The sequence below is a fragment of the Citrobacter sp. NCU1 genome, assembly GCF_010231475.1.
GTDB lineage: Bacteria > Pseudomonadota > Gammaproteobacteria > Enterobacterales > Enterobacteriaceae > Citrobacter_D.
This window is the reverse complement of sequence record NZ_NRDO01000036.1, coordinates 13,232-30,968: the sequence shown is the minus strand read 5'-3', so window position 1 is coordinate 30,968 and position 17,737 is coordinate 13,232. Positions and strand designations below refer to the sequence as shown.

At 52.4% G+C, this 17,737-nt stretch carries 15 protein-coding genes; 4 read left to right on the top strand and 11 right to left on the bottom strand.

Annotated features, from left to right (window positions below):
• Positions 1–123 precede the first annotated feature (123 nt).
• The 9 genes from recC to rppH all read right to left on the bottom strand — a co-directional run bounded on the left by recC (position 124) and on the right by rppH (position 10,179).
• Entirely contained in the window at positions 124–3,492 is a 3,369-nt protein-coding gene (gene recC, locus CJP72_RS12195) for an exodeoxyribonuclease V subunit gamma (RefSeq protein ID WP_162381447.1), read from the bottom strand.
• Between the two features lie 12 nt (positions 3,493–3,504).
• Positions 3,505–3,828, bottom strand: coding sequence for a prepilin-type N-terminal cleavage/methylation domain-containing protein (locus CJP72_RS12190; protein WP_162381445.1), 324 nt, complete (start codon positions 3,826–3,828; stop codon positions 3,505–3,507).
• Entirely contained in the window at positions 3,813–4,220 is a 408-nt protein-coding gene (locus CJP72_RS12185) for a DUF2509 family protein (protein ID WP_162381436.1), read from the bottom strand. The genes CJP72_RS12190 and CJP72_RS12185 overlap by 16 nt, the downstream gene beginning before the upstream one ends.
• A complete protein-coding gene (locus CJP72_RS12180) occupies positions 4,217–4,780 on the bottom strand; it encodes a prepilin peptidase-dependent protein (RefSeq protein ID WP_162381434.1) in 564 nt (187 codons plus the stop codon). Before CJP72_RS12180 ends, CJP72_RS12185 begins: the two co-directional genes overlap by 4 nt.
• Positions 4,771–5,241: a prepilin peptidase-dependent protein gene (locus CJP72_RS12175; protein WP_162381432.1), complete on the bottom strand. Its 471-nt coding sequence runs from the start codon at positions 5,239–5,241 to the stop codon at positions 4,771–4,773. Before CJP72_RS12175 ends, CJP72_RS12180 begins: the two co-directional genes overlap by 10 nt.
• A 184-nt stretch (positions 5,242–5,425) precedes the next feature.
• Complete coding sequence (gene thyA / locus CJP72_RS12170; protein ID WP_162381430.1) at positions 5,426–6,220, bottom strand: thymidylate synthase; 795 nt, start codon at positions 6,218–6,220, stop codon at positions 5,426–5,428.
• A 6-nt stretch (positions 6,221–6,226) separates the two neighbouring features.
• Positions 6,227–7,102, bottom strand: a complete 876-nt coding sequence (lgt, locus tag CJP72_RS12165; protein ID WP_162381429.1) for a prolipoprotein diacylglyceryl transferase — start codon at positions 7,100–7,102, stop codon at positions 6,227–6,229.
• Positions 7,103–7,389: 287 nt separating this feature from the next.
• Complete coding sequence (gene ptsP, locus CJP72_RS12160) at positions 7,390–9,636, bottom strand: phosphoenolpyruvate--protein phosphotransferase (protein WP_162381428.1); 2,247 nt, start codon at positions 9,634–9,636, stop codon at positions 7,390–7,392.
• A gap of 12 nt (positions 9,637–9,648) precedes the next feature.
• Positions 9,649–10,179: an RNA pyrophosphohydrolase gene (gene rppH, locus CJP72_RS12155; protein ID WP_162381426.1), complete on the bottom strand. Its 531-nt coding sequence runs from the start codon at positions 10,177–10,179 to the stop codon at positions 9,649–9,651.
• A gap of 684 nt (positions 10,180–10,863) precedes the next feature.
• Here rppH and mutH point away from each other — a divergent pair.
• From mutH to CJP72_RS12135, 4 genes are all read left to right on the top strand, one after another.
• Positions 10,864–11,559 carry a DNA mismatch repair endonuclease MutH gene (gene mutH / locus CJP72_RS12150; protein WP_162381424.1) on the top strand — a complete coding sequence of 232 codons (696 nt, stop codon included), beginning with the start codon at positions 10,864–10,866 and terminating at the stop codon, positions 11,557–11,559.
• 76 nt (positions 11,560–11,635) lie between these two features.
• Positions 11,636–12,349, top strand: coding sequence for a TerC family protein (locus tag CJP72_RS12145; protein WP_162381422.1), 714 nt, complete (start codon positions 11,636–11,638; stop codon positions 12,347–12,349).
• Positions 12,350–12,492: 143 nt separating this feature from the next.
• A complete protein-coding gene (ygdR, locus tag CJP72_RS12140; RefSeq protein WP_042288923.1) occupies positions 12,493–12,711 on the top strand; it encodes a lipoprotein YgdR in 219 nt (72 codons plus the stop codon).
• A gap of 119 nt (positions 12,712–12,830) precedes the next feature.
• Positions 12,831–13,871: an NADP(H)-dependent aldo-keto reductase gene (locus tag CJP72_RS12135; RefSeq protein ID WP_162381412.1), complete on the top strand. Its 1,041-nt coding sequence runs from the start codon at positions 12,831–12,833 to the stop codon at positions 13,869–13,871.
• A 91-nt stretch (positions 13,872–13,962) separates the two neighbouring features.
• Here CJP72_RS12135 and lplT read toward each other — a convergent pair whose 3' ends face one another.
• Both lplT and aas read right to left on the bottom strand, forming a co-directional pair.
• Positions 13,963–15,156, bottom strand: a complete 1,194-nt coding sequence (gene lplT / locus CJP72_RS12130; RefSeq protein WP_162381410.1) for a lysophospholipid transporter LplT — start codon at positions 15,154–15,156, stop codon at positions 13,963–13,965.
• A complete protein-coding gene (aas, locus tag CJP72_RS12125) occupies positions 15,149–17,308 on the bottom strand; it encodes a bifunctional acyl-ACP--phospholipid O-acyltransferase/long-chain-fatty-acid--ACP ligase (RefSeq protein WP_162381409.1) in 2,160 nt (719 codons plus the stop codon). Before aas ends, lplT begins: the two co-directional genes overlap by 8 nt.
• Positions 17,309–17,737 lie beyond the last annotated feature (429 nt).

Here is a 17,737-nt window from a genome sequence, read left to right as displayed (position 1 = left end):
AGTGGTCGAGCAGGGCAACGACTTTGTGCTGAACCCGTCAGCATCTCTTTATGTAAAAATCAGTCCGTGACAGAAAGCGCATCATAGTAGAAGACGCCAGATTGCGCAAATTTTATACAATCATCACGACTGATTAAACCGAAATAACGGTAATAAATAGTCCTTTGACTTTTGGATAATGGCCTCCATCGTCTCTGGTTCCAGTTGACGCCACAGGCGCTGATACCAGATGTCATCCCCTTCGCCACGTACCATCACGTTACCTTCGTAAGCCTGCAGGAACTTAGCCCGGGCTTTTTGCAGCGTGTCGTCGTCATCTACCATGGCATCATTTGCCGCGTCATAACAGGTTTTTATCCACGCACCTCCGCTTTCAGGTAGCACGAATAGCGGGGAAGACATGCCTTCCCGATACCCTTCAATCAACTGCGCCAGATAACCCTGCGCCTGTCCGGCATCCATCGGCGGAAAACGCCATTCCCCTTCTTTACGCAGGAATAAACGACTCTCCCCTGTCCCCCCGGACGCACAATAGACAAGATGTTCCAGCCAAAGTTGCATCCCCTGAGCCACGCTGATTAATGATGGACGCCATCGCAACAACCCATCCTCCTGTACTTGCGATAGCCAACCGGTCAGGTGTACGCCGTTACAGATGAGATCGACTTCCATACTCTGAGCTGGCTGGCGACAGGCAATGACTCGGTTAGCAAGCTCTTGCATTTCCTGATGTTGCGTCTCCCAGAGGATCTCGCCAAACGCGCCATAGGGCAGACTGCCAGCCGCGCGGACCCGACGAAACAGGCGTTCGGCATCCTCCTGCTGCACAAGAGCATTAAGCAACTGCTGGTTGAGCTGATAACGACTTAGTCCCTCGAGGGTAAACGGCTCGGTTTCAGGAATATCAGTCTCTTCGGCGCGGAAGTTCACCTGCAGGCGCATCTGGAAAAACGCGCGTACCGGATGCGCCCAGAACCGCTGCAACGCTTCCAGCGTGAGGGCTTCTGGCATCTCAAAGGACAACGGCTGGACAAAATTCGCATGTGCCTGCCCAGACTGATTTGCCGCTGGCAACCACTCACGAGCATAACTTTGCCACTCACCAGGCAAATAGTTTTGCGCATCAAAAGGCATACGGGTATGCAGGTGGACGATATGCGCTTTTACACGCGCCTCGCTCTCATCGGAGGTCAGTAACGCATCGCCAGGCAAATAGTGGCTTTGGCCGATGTAATCCATCAATTCCTGAACCAGTACTGACGGGAATCGTTCACTGTTATCCTGAATGGAACGCCCAATGTAGCTGATGTAGAGCGTCTGTTGCGCGGAGATCAGCGCCTCAAGAAACAGGTAGCGATCGTCATCACGGCGACTGCGATCCCCGCGCTTCGGTTTCTGACTCATTAGATCAAAACCGAGAGGTGCCAGTTGTCTTGGGTATACCCCGTCGTTCATACCGAGCAGGCACACCACCTTGAAAGGAATAGAACGCATAGGCATCAGCGTACAGATATTCACCGGCCCGGCCAGAAAACGCTGGCTGATGCGTTCTTGATCTAATCGTTGCGCCAGCTCATCGCGTAGCAGAGAAAGCGGTATCGCCTGGGCATACTCAGCGCCGACGCCCTCAGAAATCATCGCCTGCCACTGTTGCTCAATGAGCGTCATCGCGGCTTCCGTTTCAGTGTCTGGCAGGAAAAAATCATTCAGCATGTTACGGCAAACCGGCAGCCAGGAATCCAGCGGACGTTCCTGCGCCAACGCCCGACGCCATTTATTCAACTGCATCAGTAACGAGGCCAGATGACCTACCAGCTCGGCAATCAAACCGCTGGATTCGTCATACGGAAGCACCGACTGCCACTCTCCCTGCGCACTTTCCATTGAGTATCCCAGCAGCATACGCGTCAAACCAAATTGCCAGGTGTGCTGGCCGGTGGCGGGTAGCGCTAACTCGCGGACGTTGTCATCATCAATCCCCCAACGAATTCCCGACTCATTGACCCACAAGCGAAGATAACGCAGTCCTTCCTCATTGATGTTAAAACGCGCCGCCAGAACAGGGACATCCAACAATGCCAGCACATCTTCAGAGACAAAGCGGCTATCCGGTAACGAAAGCAAACTGATAAATGCCTGCAAAACCGGGTGCGACTGACGGGCGCGACGATCCGAAATGGCATAAGGCAGATAGCGTTCAACTGGCGCGCTACCGAACACCGACTGAATAAACGGACTGTAGCTGTCGATATCCGCCACCATGACAATAATGTCACGCGGCGTCAGCGTGGGGTCTGCTTCCAGCATGGTAAGCAGGCGGTCATGCAATATTTCAACTTCTCGCTGCGGACTGTGGCAGACATGAAAGCTCACACTGTTGTCGTTCGGATCGAGCTGTCGTTTGTTGTCGCTACGGGAATACTCTTCAATATTTACCCCCGCCACCGCGTTGCTTTCTAACTCAAGAATGTCTGACTGAATGTTATGCAGCAGATTGTCCGGCGTGATATCAACGAACGCATCCAGCTCCTGCGCACTGTCCAGCTCGGAAAGCAGATAAATATAATCTCGCCCCAGTTTTCCCCATGACGCTAACAGGGGGTTCCCTACGTCCTGTTCGCCGTCACTGTTAAATAATCCCTCTGTGTTTTGGCCGTCGCGAAATAGCGGTAAATGGCGCTCTTCAAAACTGTGCCGACGCTGGCGAGCCATCAGCTTTGCCAGATACGCCGGGTCTTTGATATCGCCCCAATAGTAGCGACACGGGTTGGTAAACAGCAGGTGGATGTCGATATGTTTACCCAGCGCCTGTAGTGCCTGGAGATAAACAGGTGGCAGTGCGGAAATACCACAAATAAAGACACGAGAGGGCAATCCCGCCGGGCAGGTTACTGCGTTTTCCAGCGTCTGAATAAAACGCTGATACAGATTGGCACGATGCCAGCGGGGCTGTTCCAGTTCTTCTGTGTACTCGACCAGCGACTTCCACAAAGGTGCTTGCCAGATTTGGGCTTCTCCCAGCCCCTCCACCAGCCGCCCCGCCTCCCAGTGTGTGAGCCAGTCCGGGCGGTAAACCAGATACTGGTCAAAAAGATCTGCAGCGCGAGAAGAAAGCTGAAACAGCTTACGTTTGTCTGTGTCGTCAATCAGGTAGTGGCGCAATAAGGTAAAGTCTTCCTGATGCAACAGTTGCGGCAGCAAGGCCATTAACTTCCAGCTCATGCTTTGTTTGCTAAAGGCGCTTTCTTTGGGGATATCCGGCAGCACGCGCACGAACATATCCCAGATAAAACTCGCAGGTAGCGGAAAATCAATATTGGCGGCAATGCCAAATTTCTGTGAAAGGGTCATCTGTAACCACTGCGCCATACCGGTGCTCTGAACCAGTATCATCTCCGGCTCAAACGGATCGTCCAGATGCTCGCGCTCGACGATAAATTCCATCAACGCTTCCAGCACGTCCAGACGATTGGAGTGGTAGACCCTTAACATAGAAACTCCTGGCTACTGACTTGTTGGGCAATGTAAGCGCATCATTTGGCCTTGTCTGCCCAGGGGAGAAATAAGTTTACTACTGATGCTGACACATCCCGCCGATGTTGTCTGCATTCGGCTAACTTGCCAGTTCTCAGGCGGTGAAAATGAACGCAGCGCCGTTTGCTGCCAGGTGTTTCGCCACAACTGCTGATACTGACTTTTGACGGCAAAACCGTTCATTAACTCGCGTTGATAACCTGACAGCGCGGTCACGACCATCACCATTAAAAGCAGCGCCAGCATCACTTCCGGTAAGCTAAAACCGCGTTGCGCATTCAGGGTATCTGGCATAATAAATCCTTATTTAATGGACAGAAATCGCTCCAGCCCTGCGGGGAAAACACCAGACGCCCCTCCACAACATCGCCAAGACGCCAAAGGGAAACGCCCTCATAATGTGCAATCAGCAATAACACATCATCAGAAAGCACACGCAGACAAACGCGCGCCGCCGTTGACGAATACGCCCGACACTGTACTGCGGGTTGGCGCTGCCAGGACTGTACTCTTCCCCACTCCATCGCTGATTGCACAACGGCCTGGCGTTGTAATGACTGACTTTCCATTGCGACACGGTTGGTGAAACTCACCTGCTGTTGATTCATCCCCTGAAGCATCAAACTCCCCAGAATCAACAGCAACAGCACCATTACCAGCGACGATACACCCTGCTCACGATTCATTGATTGAACCCGGTGACGCTGTAATCAGCCTCAATGGCTATCTGGGGTTCCGATTTGGTCGCCCCCCACAGATGGAGAGTGAGGATGGGTAAAAACCCCACTATTTTCTGGCGTTCTACCTGAAACGTCGTTATCAGGAGCGTCTCGGGATCGGTCATTTTATCCCACCCTTTACCTTCGCATGACGTCGCCCCGCGCAACGTTTCAAGCGCCTTATCTTTTAACCGAAATCCTGTTTGTTCAGCATCTTTAATTGGTGACGCGTCCCAGACGCCGTTATTGTTTGCATCCCACTGCGTAATAACGCAGTCCCCCTGCCCGGCAATCACCAGCCCAACACCTGCACATTTTCCACGACAATATCCCGCTCGCTGTAGATGCTTTGCCACGATATAGACGCGTTGCCAGACCTCATCCTCCAGCGAAAGCTTACGCGTGTTGTACAAAATCTCACGTTGCAACACAGGTAAAAACTTTGCGGCACCCATCAGTAAAATGCTGCTTATCGCCATGGCGATCATCACCTCCAGCAGTGAAAAGCCCCGCTCGTTTACCGGCATACATCCCCTTCATCACGCTCGCAAAGTCGGATCCGTCCCATCCCGGAGACGATCACTCGCCATTCGCCTGCGGCATTTCCCAGATAAATATGCCCAGCCCACGCGGTGTTTCGTAAACCAAAAAATGCCAGCGACGGTGTTATATCCACTACCTCGATGTCGGGCCATAACGGCGTAAAGACGAAAACGCTTTTTGTGGCGCAGGTGCTTTGTTGGACAACCGAACTGATGAAACACCACGACGTGCCCTCCCTGTTGATGCTGATGACATGGTCCCGGTTATGCCAATTGGCGTCCTCACGCAGTTGCAGCAAATAGTCACGTACCTGAAAGGCGGTTTGCCACAAACGCAGCTGTTGCTGCCAACGTTGCCAGCCATAAAGCCCTGTCGCGCTAAGGACGGCAATCAGGATCATCGCAACCATCATTTCAATAAGCGTGTAACCGCGTTGTTTTTTCATGACGGCAGTATGGAACGATGGGAAATAAACACGAGGGGAGAATTCAGGCGCTGCGAGACGCTACGAGGAGTATTTAGGCTGTTGCAGTTCGTTGCAACATTTCGGGAATCAGCGACGAATCAGAGAAATTTAGGCAAAAAAAAACCGACGCACCCTGGCGTCGGTTATGACAGAGTTATCGCCGTCAGATGGCAACCGGCGCTTTAATGCCCGGATGCGGATCGTAGCCTTCAATCTCGAAGTCTTCGAAACGATAATCGAAGAGAGAGTCGGGCTTACGCTTAATCACCAGCTTCGGCAACGCACGCGGTTCGCGGCTCAGCTGCAGATGCGTCTGTTCCATATGATTGCTGTACAAGTGCGTATCCCCGCCCGTCCAGACAAAGTCGCCAACCTCAAGGTCGCACTGCTGCGCCATCATATGCACCAGCAACGCATAGCTGGCGATGTTGAACGGAAGGCCGAGGAAAACATCGCAGGAGCGCTGATAAAGCTGGCAAGAGAGCTTGCCATCGGCAACATAAAACTGGAAGAAGGCATGGCACGGCGCCAGCGCCATTTTATCCAGTTCGCCCACGTTCCACGCGGAAACAATAATACGGCGGGAATCCGGGTCGTTTTTCAACTGGTTAAGCACGGTGGTGATTTGGTCGACATGGCGACCATCTGGCGTTGGCCACGCACGCCATTGTTTACCGTAAACCGGACCTAAGTTACCGTTTTCGTCAGCCCACTCGTCCCAAATTGAGACATTGTTTTCATGCAGGTACGCAACATTGGTGTCGCCCTGTAAGAACCACAAAAGCTCATGGATGATGGAACGCAAATGGCAGCGTTTCGTCGTCACCAGCGGAAACCCATCCTGCAAATTAAAACGCATCTGATGGCCAAAAATGGACAGCGTTCCAGTGCCTGTACGGTCGTTTTTCTGTGTGCCTTCATCCAGCACTTTTTGCATCAGTTCTAAATACTGTTTCATGGTTCCTCAGGAAACGTGTTGCTGTGGGCTGCGACGATACGCCCAAATCATCATGATAATACCCGCGACAATCATAGGGATAGAGAGGATCTGCCCCATGCTGATGTACTGTACCCATGCACCGGTAAATTGCTGATCCGGTTGGCGGAAAAATTCAACAATGATACGAAACGCACCATAGCCAATCAGGAATAAGCCCGAAACGGCACCCATCGGGCGCGGTTTGCGAATGAACAGGTTAAGGATGATAAACAGCACAATCCCTTCCAGCACCATCTCATAAAGCTGGGAAGCATGACGCGGCAGCGCGCCGTAGGTATCGAAAATAGACTGCCACTGCGGGTTGGTTTGCAGCAGCAAAATATCTTCCGTGCGGGAGCCAGGGAATAACATGGCATACGGGAAGTTCGGGTCAACGCGTCCCCACAACTCACCGTTGATAAAGTTGCCCAGACGCCCCGCGCCCAGACCAAACGGAATCAGCGGTGCAATAAAATCAGACACCTGGAAGAACGAGCGTTTTGTGCGTCTGGCGAAGATAATCATGACCAGAATCACGCCAATAAGACCGCCGTGGAAAGACATACCGCCATCCCAGACGCGGAACAGATAGAGCGGGTTTTCCAGAAACAGCGAGAAGTTATAGAACAGGACATAACCAATACGCCCACCGAGGAAGACCCCAAGGAAGCCTGCATAGAGTAAGTTTTCAACTTCGTTTTTGGTCCAGCCACTGCCAGGACGATTAGCACGGCGAGTTGCCAGCCACATCGCGAAGACAAACCCCACTAAATACATCAAGCCGTACCAGTGAAGAGCGACGGGTCCAATTGAGAAAATGACCGGATCGAATTCCGGAAAATGCAGATAGCTACTGGTCATCTGTCACCACAATTTCTTGTTATTTCGCTGAAATCAGACAGCGATTGATAAGCGCGCCTGAAGGTTACAGGCGCTCCAAAGGTGCGAATAATAGCACAAGGGGTGCATCGGCGATGCCGGGAAGATGTAAAAGATCTGTATAGGCTATCAATGACATATTCAGGAATGCCTGACGGCGTTGCGCATTCCAGGCCTACCGACGAAGCGCAGTCAATCGAGAACGCCGCAATGTGTAGGCTGGAGAAGGCGATTTTGCCGCCATCTGGCAATCAAGGGCAGAGCGCCTGTCACAATCCCCCGCGAATTAAACCTCCCATCCCGCGACGTTCCATAAATGCCGCCACCTGATGACGCACTTCGGTGGCCAGTTGCGCTTCCAGGCTACGTTGGGCAAGGGTTTGCGCTTCGTCAAAATCGATATGGCGTAACAGATATTTCACGCGAGCGACCGAACGACCGTTCATCGACAAATGCCGGAAGCCCAAACCGATCAGGATGACGACGCACATGGGATCGCCCGCCATTTCACCGCACAAACGCAGATCGATGTCGTTTTTCTCCGCTTCCTGAGCGATCATCGCCAATGCGCGTAACATCCCTGGATGCAGACTGTCATAAATACTGGCAACCCGGGTGTTGTTACGATCGACCGCCAGAATATACTGAGTTAAATCGTTCGTCCCCACCGAAATAAAGTCGATCCGATTCGCGAGGTGCGGCAGCATGAACACCATTGAGGGCACTTCCAGCATGATGCCGATTCGCGGTTTTGGGATCGCGTAACCAATCATCTCTTCCACTTCGCGTCCGGCACGTTCAATCAGACGGCGCGCTTCATCCACTTCATCAATGCTGGTCACCATTGGCAGCAAAATGCTCAAATTGCCGGTCGCCGCATTGGCACGCAACATCGCGCGCACCTGGATCAAAAAGATCTCTGGTTGATCGAGCGTTATGCGGATCCCGCGCCAGCCCAGGCACGGATTTTCTTCGCTGATTGGCATGTAGGGCAATTGCTTATCCGCTCCGACATCCAGCGTACGCAGCGTTACCGGTTTGTCGTTGAACATCTGCAGCATGCCCTGATACTGCGCAACCTGTTCTTCTTCCGATGGAAAACCGCTTTGCAACATGAAGGGGATTTCGGTGCGATACAGCCCAATACCGTCGATCCGGGCGCCCAGTTTCTCTTCATGCTCTGGACTCAGACCGGCGTTAAGCATGACCTTCACCCGCTCGCCGCTTTTCAGTTGCGCCGGGAGATTAACGTCATCTTCCGCCAGACGGCTTAGCTCGATCTCTTCACTGATAAGGCGCTGATATTCCTGAATCAATACAGGTTCAGGGTCCACCAACAATTCACCGCGATAACCATCAACCACCAGCGTACGGCGGTGTAAAACGGACGGTTGAATGTCTGCGCCCATGACGGTTGGAATACCGAGCGCACGCACCATTATCGCCGCATGCGAGTTGGCCGCGCCGTCACGTACCACGACACCCACCAGTCTGTCCTGGGGCAGTTCGGCCAGCGTCGTTGCGGAAAGTTCGTCCGCCACCAGCACAAAGCGTTCAGGCCAGGCGTTGGTTCCCTGAATGGAATCATCGAGGTGAAACAGCAATCGCTGGCCCAGCGTACGTAAATCGCCGGCGCGTTCCTTGAGATACACATCCGTTAATGCGGCAAACTGTTCAGCAAACTTTTCGATGATCTTTTTGACGGCCCACTCGGCGACCGATCCTTTGTCGACCTCGGCGAACAGTTCCCGACGCAGTCGGGCATCCGAAAGCAGATGCGAATAGAGATCAAAGATAGCCGCCGTCTCTTTCTGCGCACCGGCAGCGAAACGCTTGCTGTAGCGGCGGAATTCATTTGCCGCTTCTTCGAGCGCCCCGGTCAGTCGTTCTCGCTCAAGCGCCGCATCCAGCGTCGAGGCTTCATAGACCTGTTCCATCAGCGGCAACGTGGCATCCTGCCAGCCTTCAGCTATCGCCACTCCAGGCGCTGCGGGCAGCGCTCGAATTCGCGTCTGTCGGTATTGACCAAACAGAGCGGTTAGCTGGGACTGGGAAAGAATGGCCGCCATTTGTGTGGCAAGCGTCACCAGGAAAGACTCTTCGCTTTCATCGTACTGACGCAGCTCACGCTGCTGTACAACCAGCACGCCTAAAAGCTGCCGACGCTGAATGATCGGCACACCTAAAAACGCGCGAAAGCGCTCTTCTTTTACAGAAGGAATATATTTAAAGCTGGGGTGTTTTTGCGCATCAGCAAGGTTGATCGGCTCCGCCAGCCTGCCGACCAGGCCGACGATACCTTCATCAAATGCGAGCGCGACCGTGCGACCACGTGGTTTTTTTAGCCCCCGGGTCGCCATCAGGTAATAACAACGTCGGTCATGGTCGGCGAGATATACCGAACAGACCTCAGTGTCCATCGCAAGACAGATGTCAGTGACCAGAATATTAAGCGCCTCATTGAGACGCGGGGCACTGGCCACCTTTTCGACTATTTCTCGCAGGCGGGTGAGCATAATTTGCGTGGCTTAACCTCTTTTACGTCGATAAGCAGGTGCACTTTGCGGCTTAGGAGTACTTTCCTGAAGCGCCATCACAACACTTGCGAACTCTTTCATCACCCTGCGATAGACATCGCGTTTAAATGATACCACCTGTCGGACGGGGTACCAGTAACTCACCCAGCGCCAACCATCGAACTCAGGAGTACTGCTGGTTTGCATATTGATTTCCGCGTCACCGCTCATCAGTTGCAGCAGAAACCATTTCTGTTTCTGGCCGATACACACCGGCTTCGTATCCCAACGCACCAAACGTTTCGGTAACTTGTAACGCAACCAGTTGCGAGTAGATGCAAGGATCCGCACATCTTTGCGGCTTAACCCTACCTCTTCAAACAGTTCCCGGTACATCGCCTGTTCTGCTGATTCTCCTGGATTGATTCCACCTTGTGGGAATTGCCAGGAGTGCTGACCAAACCGCCGGGCCCACATTACCTGCCCCTGACGATTACAAATTACGATCCCTACATTTGGGCGGTAGCCATCGTCATCAATCACCGGACTACCTCAACATAAACCTTATTTATGAACGATTGTTTCACACTACAGAGAGACGGTAAACCACTCTCTTAACCGCACACATTTCTAATAACAATTGAATAACTCACAGTTAAGTACCGAGTTATAAACAGAGAGAGGGAGTTACTGGCAATTTTATTCACCTTTTCTGTGGATATAGTTGTGCAGAAGTATGGAATTACCACGGGAAAACCCGGAACAGTCTGAATCTCACTCTGGCTTGCGCAAAAAAATAGCCACGTATATTCATTGAGTTAACTGTTATATTCGCAACTCAAACCATAGAATCGTGATATGCGTCACATCCAGGATCATCGGACTGATGAAAGATCGAACAGCGTCGGTTTTATCCACAGATTGTGCCAATAAGTTAGGCACAATTTGTGTGAAAATTCGATTTTCGTCTCACGTCAAGGCTGTAAATTGAAACAGTAGTGAGGGTTTTGCACAGTTATCCCATCTTTCTGTGGATAACATGGTGTAAGATCCTGTTTATTTTCAGTGACCAGAATTGGAAAACTCATTTTGCAGTTGCGCAATTCATCGATCGGAAAACTAAAAATCAATATAAATCATGAGATTGAACATAGCGTGTGGAAAAAGATAAACTCTGGTCACACGGTATAAAATCATTGCTCATTTTTTCACCTAAGGGATAACCCGATGTCCGGACTCCATCCATTACTCTCGCCACCTGAATCCGAGGCTCTGTTGCTGGCCCAGGCACAGCGGCTTTCAGGCTATACATTAGGTGAACTGGCAGCGCTGGCAGGGATCGTGACGCCAAAGGATCTGAAACGGGATAAGGGCTGGATCGGCGTACTATTAGAGATTTGGCTTGGCGCCAGCGCAGGCAGTAAGCCAGAGCAAGATTTCGCAGCATTAGGCGTGGAGCTGAAAACCATCCCGGTGGACAGTCAGGGACGGCCTCTTGAAACCACCTTCGTGTGTGTTGCGCCATTGACCGGCAACAGCGGCGTGACATGGGAAACCAGCCACGTTCGCCATAAGTTAAAGCGGGTGCTGTGGATCCCCGTTGAGGGCGAGCGATCCATTCCGCTGGCAGAGCGTCGTGTCGGTTCGCCGCTACTCTGGAGCCCCAATGAAGAAGAAGAGCAGCAGCTACGCCTCGACTGGGAAGAGTTAATGGACATGATCGTACTGGGTCAGGTTGAGCGGATCACCGCCCGCCATGGCGAATTTTTACAACTGCGGCCAAAAGCCGCCAACGCGAAAGCGCTGACAGAAGCCATTGGCGCGCAGGGCCAGCTAATCCTGACGTTACCGCGAGGTTTTTACCTGAAAAAAAGCTTCACTCGCCCACTTCTGGAACGCCATTTTTTAATACAGAGTGATTAGGCACACCCTGGCCTTTCCCCTGTCGCGATAGACGCATATAATCACCGCTTCATTTTTTTTTGCAGGACTTTGTTCGATGTTATTTGCATGGGTATCCGATCCTAACGCCTGGCTTGCGCTCGGTACGCTGACGATTCTGGAAATCGTTCTCGGGATTGACAACATCATTTTCCTTTCTCTGGTCGTCGCAAAACTCCCGACAGCGCAACGCAACTACGCCCGTCGTCTTGGGCTGGCGGGTGCCATGTTGATGCGTTTAGGGTTACTGGCGTCAATTTCCTGGGTCATTAGTCTGACTAATCCGCTGTTTGAGGTGATGGGTCAAGCCATTTCTGCACGCGATCTGATTCTGTTTCTGGGGGGCTTGTTCCTTATCTGGAAAGCCAGCAAAGAGATCCATGAATCAATCGAGGGCGGAGAGGAAGGACTTAAAACACGCGTGAGCTCCTTCCTGGGCGCCATTGTGCAGATCATGATGCTGGACATTATCTTCAGTCTGGATTCGGTGATCACCGCAGTTGGTCTTTCCGATCATCTGTTCATTATGATGACGGCGGTCGTCATTTCTGTTGGCGTGATGATGTTTGCCGCGCGCTCAATCGGTGATTTTGTCGACCGTCACCCTTCGGTGAAAATGCTGGCGCTTGCGTTCCTGATTCTGGTGGGCTTCACCCTGATTCTGGAAAGCTTCGAGATACATGTTCCGAAAGGATACATTTATTTCGCCATGTTCTTCTCTATTGCCGTAGAGACCCTGAACCTGTTACGCAATAAAAAGAACCCTCTCTGATTGCCCCTTCGCTCCTCTTCGGAGGAGCGAACACTCACTTCCCTCTCCGATTCTCACAGTTTCAGATTTTACTGCTTTCGCAAGGCATAACTTCGCGTTATTACTAGACTATTATCAGACGCAAGCCACGTGAGGATAAATGGATGAAAAAATGGGCAGTCGTAATTTCCGCTGTAGGACTGGCTTTTGCTGTATCTGGATGTAGCAGTGATTATGTCATGGCAACGAAAGATGGTCGCATGATCCTGACCGACGGCAAACCAGAAATAGATGATGATACCGGTCTGGTGAGCTATCACGATCAGCAGGGCAATGCCATGCAGATTAACCGTGATGATGTCTCCCAAATTATCGAACGCTAACATAACCCCCCGAGATTGAGGTCAGCCTCCTGCTGGCCTTTAGAATTTTCGCTTCCCCTTTTCCCTTCCCTCTGCCATTTTTATAGTCCTTATGTCGTAATAATAAAAAGGAAACGGCTATGCACTATCACCGTATACCCCACAGCTCGCTTGAAATAAGTACACTGGGGCTGGGCACAATGACGTTTGGTGAACAAAATAGCGAAGCCGACGCACATGCACAGCTCGACTATGCCGTGGCTAATGGCATCAATCTGATTGACGTTGCTGAGATGTATCCGGTGCCGCCTCGCCCGGAAACACAGGGATTAACAGAAACGTATGTCGGTAACTGGCTCACCAAACACGGCAGCCGTGAGAAACTGATCGTCGCCACCAAAGTCAGCGGTCCTGCGCGTAATAATGACAACAGTATTCGCCCCAATCAGGCACTGGATCGTAAAAATATCCGCGAGGCGTTGCACAACAGCCTCAGGCGTCTACAGACCGATTATATCGATTTATACCAGGTTCACTGGCCGCAGCGTCCGACCAACTGCTTCGGAAAACTGGGTTATAGCTGGGCGGATTCCGCGCCGGTTATTTCACTGCTTGATACTCTGGAAGCGCTGACCGAATTCCAGCGGGCGGGCAAAATTCGCTATATCGGCGTTTCCAACGAAACAGCCTTCGGTGTGATGCGATACCTGCATCTGGCGGATAAACACGATCTGCCGCGTATCGTTACCATCCAGAATCCTTACAGCCTGATCAACCGCAGCTTTGAAGTCGGCCTGGCGGAAGTCAGTCAGTATGAAGGGGTGGAACTGCTGGCGTATTCCTGTCTTGGGTTTGGAACACTGAGCGGCAAATATTTGAATGGCGCAAAACCGGTTGGCGCACGTAATACTCTGTTTAGCCGCTTTACGCGCTACAGTGGCGAACAGACGCAAAAAGCTGTCGCGGCGTATGTTGATATCGCAAAACGCCATAACCTTGATCCGGCACAGATGGCGCTGGCCTTTGTCCGTCGTCAGCCGTTTGTCGCCAGCACTCTGCTCGGCGCAACGACCCTCGATCAACTGAAAACCAACATAGAGAGCTTGCATCTGGAATTAACGGAAGAGGTGCTGGCAGAGATTGACGCGGTACATCAGGTTTATACCTACCCGGCACCGTGATGGACAGCGCCTGATGGCGCTACGCTGATCGGGCCTGCAACACGCTTTATGCGCTGGCCGGGTAAGGCAAAACCGTTACCCGGCACAGACATTACTGACGGCGCTGCCAGATCCACAGCGCCGTTATTGCCAACGCAAACAGCGCCCCAAATCCAATACCAATCGCGACCGCCGGAATACCCACCAGAACGGCTAGCGAGTAAATGCCCAGCATCAGCAACATCGCACTGTTTTCGCCGAGATTCTGCACGGCGATAGCATTCCCTGCACCAACGCTTTTTTTACCGCGCTCCTGTAACAACGCATTGAGCGGTACCACAAAAAAACCACCCAGAACGCCAATCAGCATCAGTAAGGCATAGGCCGGGAGCAGCGCGTGCTGGAGGGAGAAGACAAGCACCACCACGCCAATCAGAATCCCCGCAGGCATACAACGTGCCACAGACTCCAGCGTGACCAGTTTTGCCGCCGCACCCGCGCCGACCACAATCCCGATCGCCACCATCGCATTAAGATAGGTCGGGGTGGCGTTATCGGTGATCCCCAGCGCCACAGGCACCCACAGCACCAACAGGAAACGCAGCGTAACGCCAGCCCCCCAAAAGAGACTGGTGCCGACCAGAGAGAATCGCGTTTCACCATTGCGCCACAGCGAGGTACAGGCGCGGAAAAAGCTACGCGCCATCTTGCCCAGGTGCCAGGATTGCCCAGGACGCGCGGCAGCCAGTTTTGGAATAAAGACGTTTGCCGCCACCGCGCCGCCGTACGCCAGAACACAGGCCACCAGCGCGGCAATCACGTGCCAGTCAGCCAGCACGCCGCCCGCAACAGACCCCAATAAGATTGCCGCAATGGTCGATGCTTCCATCAGGCCGTTGGCTTTCACTAACTTGTCGCCCGTCGTCAACTCGCCAAGGATGCCGTATTTCGCCGGAGAGTAAGCCGCGGCGCCAATCCCAACCAGCGTATAGCCAACAAACGGGTTAACCCCAAAGCAGATACTGGCAGCGCCCAGCAGTTTAAGGCCATTGGCGAACATCATGACCCGACCTTTAGCAAAGCTGTCCGCAACCTGCCCGACAAAAGGAGCAAACAGAATGTAAGCGCCCACAAACACCATTTGCAGGATCGGCTGACTCCAGTCCGGATAAAACTGCGCTTTCAACAACGCCAGCGTGGCAAAGAGCAGTGCGTTATCGCCAAACGCAGAGAGAAACTGCGCGACGATCACGGACATCATTCCTTTCGACCAAATTGAAGTGTTAGTGTGCACTGACTCACTCATTATGTTTTTCCGGTTCATCCACCCAGCTTTTCAGCGTCACAAAATCGGGTTTGCCGCTGCCAAGAAGCGGGAGTTGTTTCAGGTAACGAATATCCCGTGGGACAGCCAGTTCAGGAATTCCATGAGCGCGGGCATACTGCAGCAGTTTTTCACGCGTGAGTTCGCTATCGGTTGTGAAAAGCACCAGCGCTTCCCCTTTGCTGGCGTCACTCTTGATGGCCGTAGCATGCATTTTTTCAGTCGACACGCCCAGCGCCAGTTGTTCCACCATTTCAAGTGAGACCATCTCGCCTGCAATTTTAGCAAAGCGTTTGGCGCGCCCTTGAATTTGCACAAAACCATTTTCATCAAAACGCACAATATCGCCGGTGTCATACCAGCCGCGTTCTGTTTCTCCCTGCGCATTTTCAGCGGTAGGGACCTCCAGCACGCCCGGTTTCTCGACCCGCAAATATCCGCTCATGATATTGGGACCTTTAAGTTGCAGACGACCGCCCTCTTCAATCCCGGGAACCGCCAGCAAACGCGCATCCATGCCAGGCAAGATGCGACCAACTGTGCCCGGTTTTGCCGCCATCGGAACGTTAATTGAGACGACTGGCGCGCATTCAGTGACGCCATACCCTTCCAGAATACGCAGGCCGAATTTGTCCTGCCAAAGTTGTTTGGTACTGTCTTGCAGTTTTTCCGCGCCCGCCACTACATAGCGCAGACGGTGGAAGTCATACGGATTGGCAAAACGCGCGTAGTTGCCGAGGAACGTCGATGTACCAAACAGGACGGTACAGTTACGGTCGTAAACCAACTCCGGTACGATGCGATAGTGCAGTGGGCTCGGATAGAGGAATACTTCTGCGCCAGTCAGCAGTGGTGTGAATAACCCGACCGTCAGCCCAAATGAGTGGAACAGCGGCAATGCGGACATAAAACGGTCATTGGAGGTGAAGTCTGCGATGGTTTTGATCTGCTCTACGTTTGCCAACAAGCTCTTATGGCTGTGTACCACCCCTTTCGGGTGTCCCTCAGAACCAGAGGTGAAAAGGATCATCGCAGCATCTTCAGGCTGCTGTTTCACTTGTGCGAGACGCGGCATCAGCAAATGGGCAAAAATCCACACTTTATCGACAGTCGTAACATCCGCTTTGAGATCTTCCAGATACACCCAACGAACCTGCGTCAGTTGCTCAGGGAGATGCCAGAGTTTGCCTTTATCAAGGAACTGGCGAGAGGTAAAAATGGTTTTGATTTCAGCGGCAGTAATCGCGCTGGTCAGCCCTTTGACGCCCGCCGTGTAGTTCATCATCGCCGGAATACGGCGACGCGCAACCGCGCCGAAAATCACCGCCGCGCTGATGCCTGCATTCGGCAGCATCAGGCCAATTTTCTCGCCTTCGACGCTGTACTTTTCCAGAATGCGGCCAACAAACAGCGTCTTAGTGAGCAGTTTACGGTATGTATCCGGCGTGAAGTTGACATCTTCAATACAGTTTTTACCCGCACCGTAGCGATACTGAGCCGCGAGGAGCGACTCATACAGAGTTTCACGCGGTCGCACGGCCATGCGCGCTTCCATCATTATCTGATGCAGCATCTCCCCTGCCAGTTTTCGGCGATCGCGCGCACGCGGCGCTTCTGGCATCGGTAATTGCGTCGGTGGCAGGATGTGCAGGCGAATCTGTGGGAAAAAGCGCTGCTTCACCAACCCCTTCAAACGGCTAAAACGTGTGAGTTCAGCGCCTTCAATTCGGACCGGCACCACCGTCGCACCTGATTTCGCCGCCACAAATCCGGCGCCATCGTAGATTTTCATCAACGATCCGCTCATTGAAATACGGCCTTCCGGGAAGATCACGACCGGACGTCCCTGCTCAACCAGACGTACCAGATGTTTAATAGCCATCGGTTTGGTGGGGTCGAGTGGAACAAAATCAATCAGTGGCGTGAGCCAACGCATGTACCATTGCTGGCTAATAGAGGTGTAGACCGCAAAAACAGGGCGAACCGGTAAAAACAGCGCCAGCAGCATGCCATCAATAAAAGAAACGTGATTTGGGGTGATTAAAACACGCTGTCCCTGCAACGCTCCGGCATCCCCCGTGACGCGTACGCGGTACAGCACGCGGAACAGGTTACGAAAAAATCCAAATAGCATTACCACACCCTTTGTCCATCAGTTCGGTAAAAATAGGTGGAGGCAGATTACACGAGATGGGCAGTGGGGGCGACAGTCGGCGTAAAACAGAGGCAAAAAAACCTGCGCATCTGCGCAGGTCGGTGCAAGAGACAGGGTACGAAGTGCGTACCGAATAATCTCACCAATCAATACCTCTGGGATCTTGATTGTGGTCTCCACACTGAATGTGCGCCAGTGCAAAAACGCAAAGGAATGAACGCAAATGAAACGAGTTGTGTAAATTATGTGTTACTGTTTACAGATCGCCGTAGGCGCAAAAAAAAACCTGCGCATCTGCGCAGGCTGGTGTAATTCGTGTGATCAACCCGAAAGCTGATTTCACCTATCAATACCTCTGGGATCCCAACTCTATCAATTCGCGCTAATTCCTCACCAGCGAACAATCGA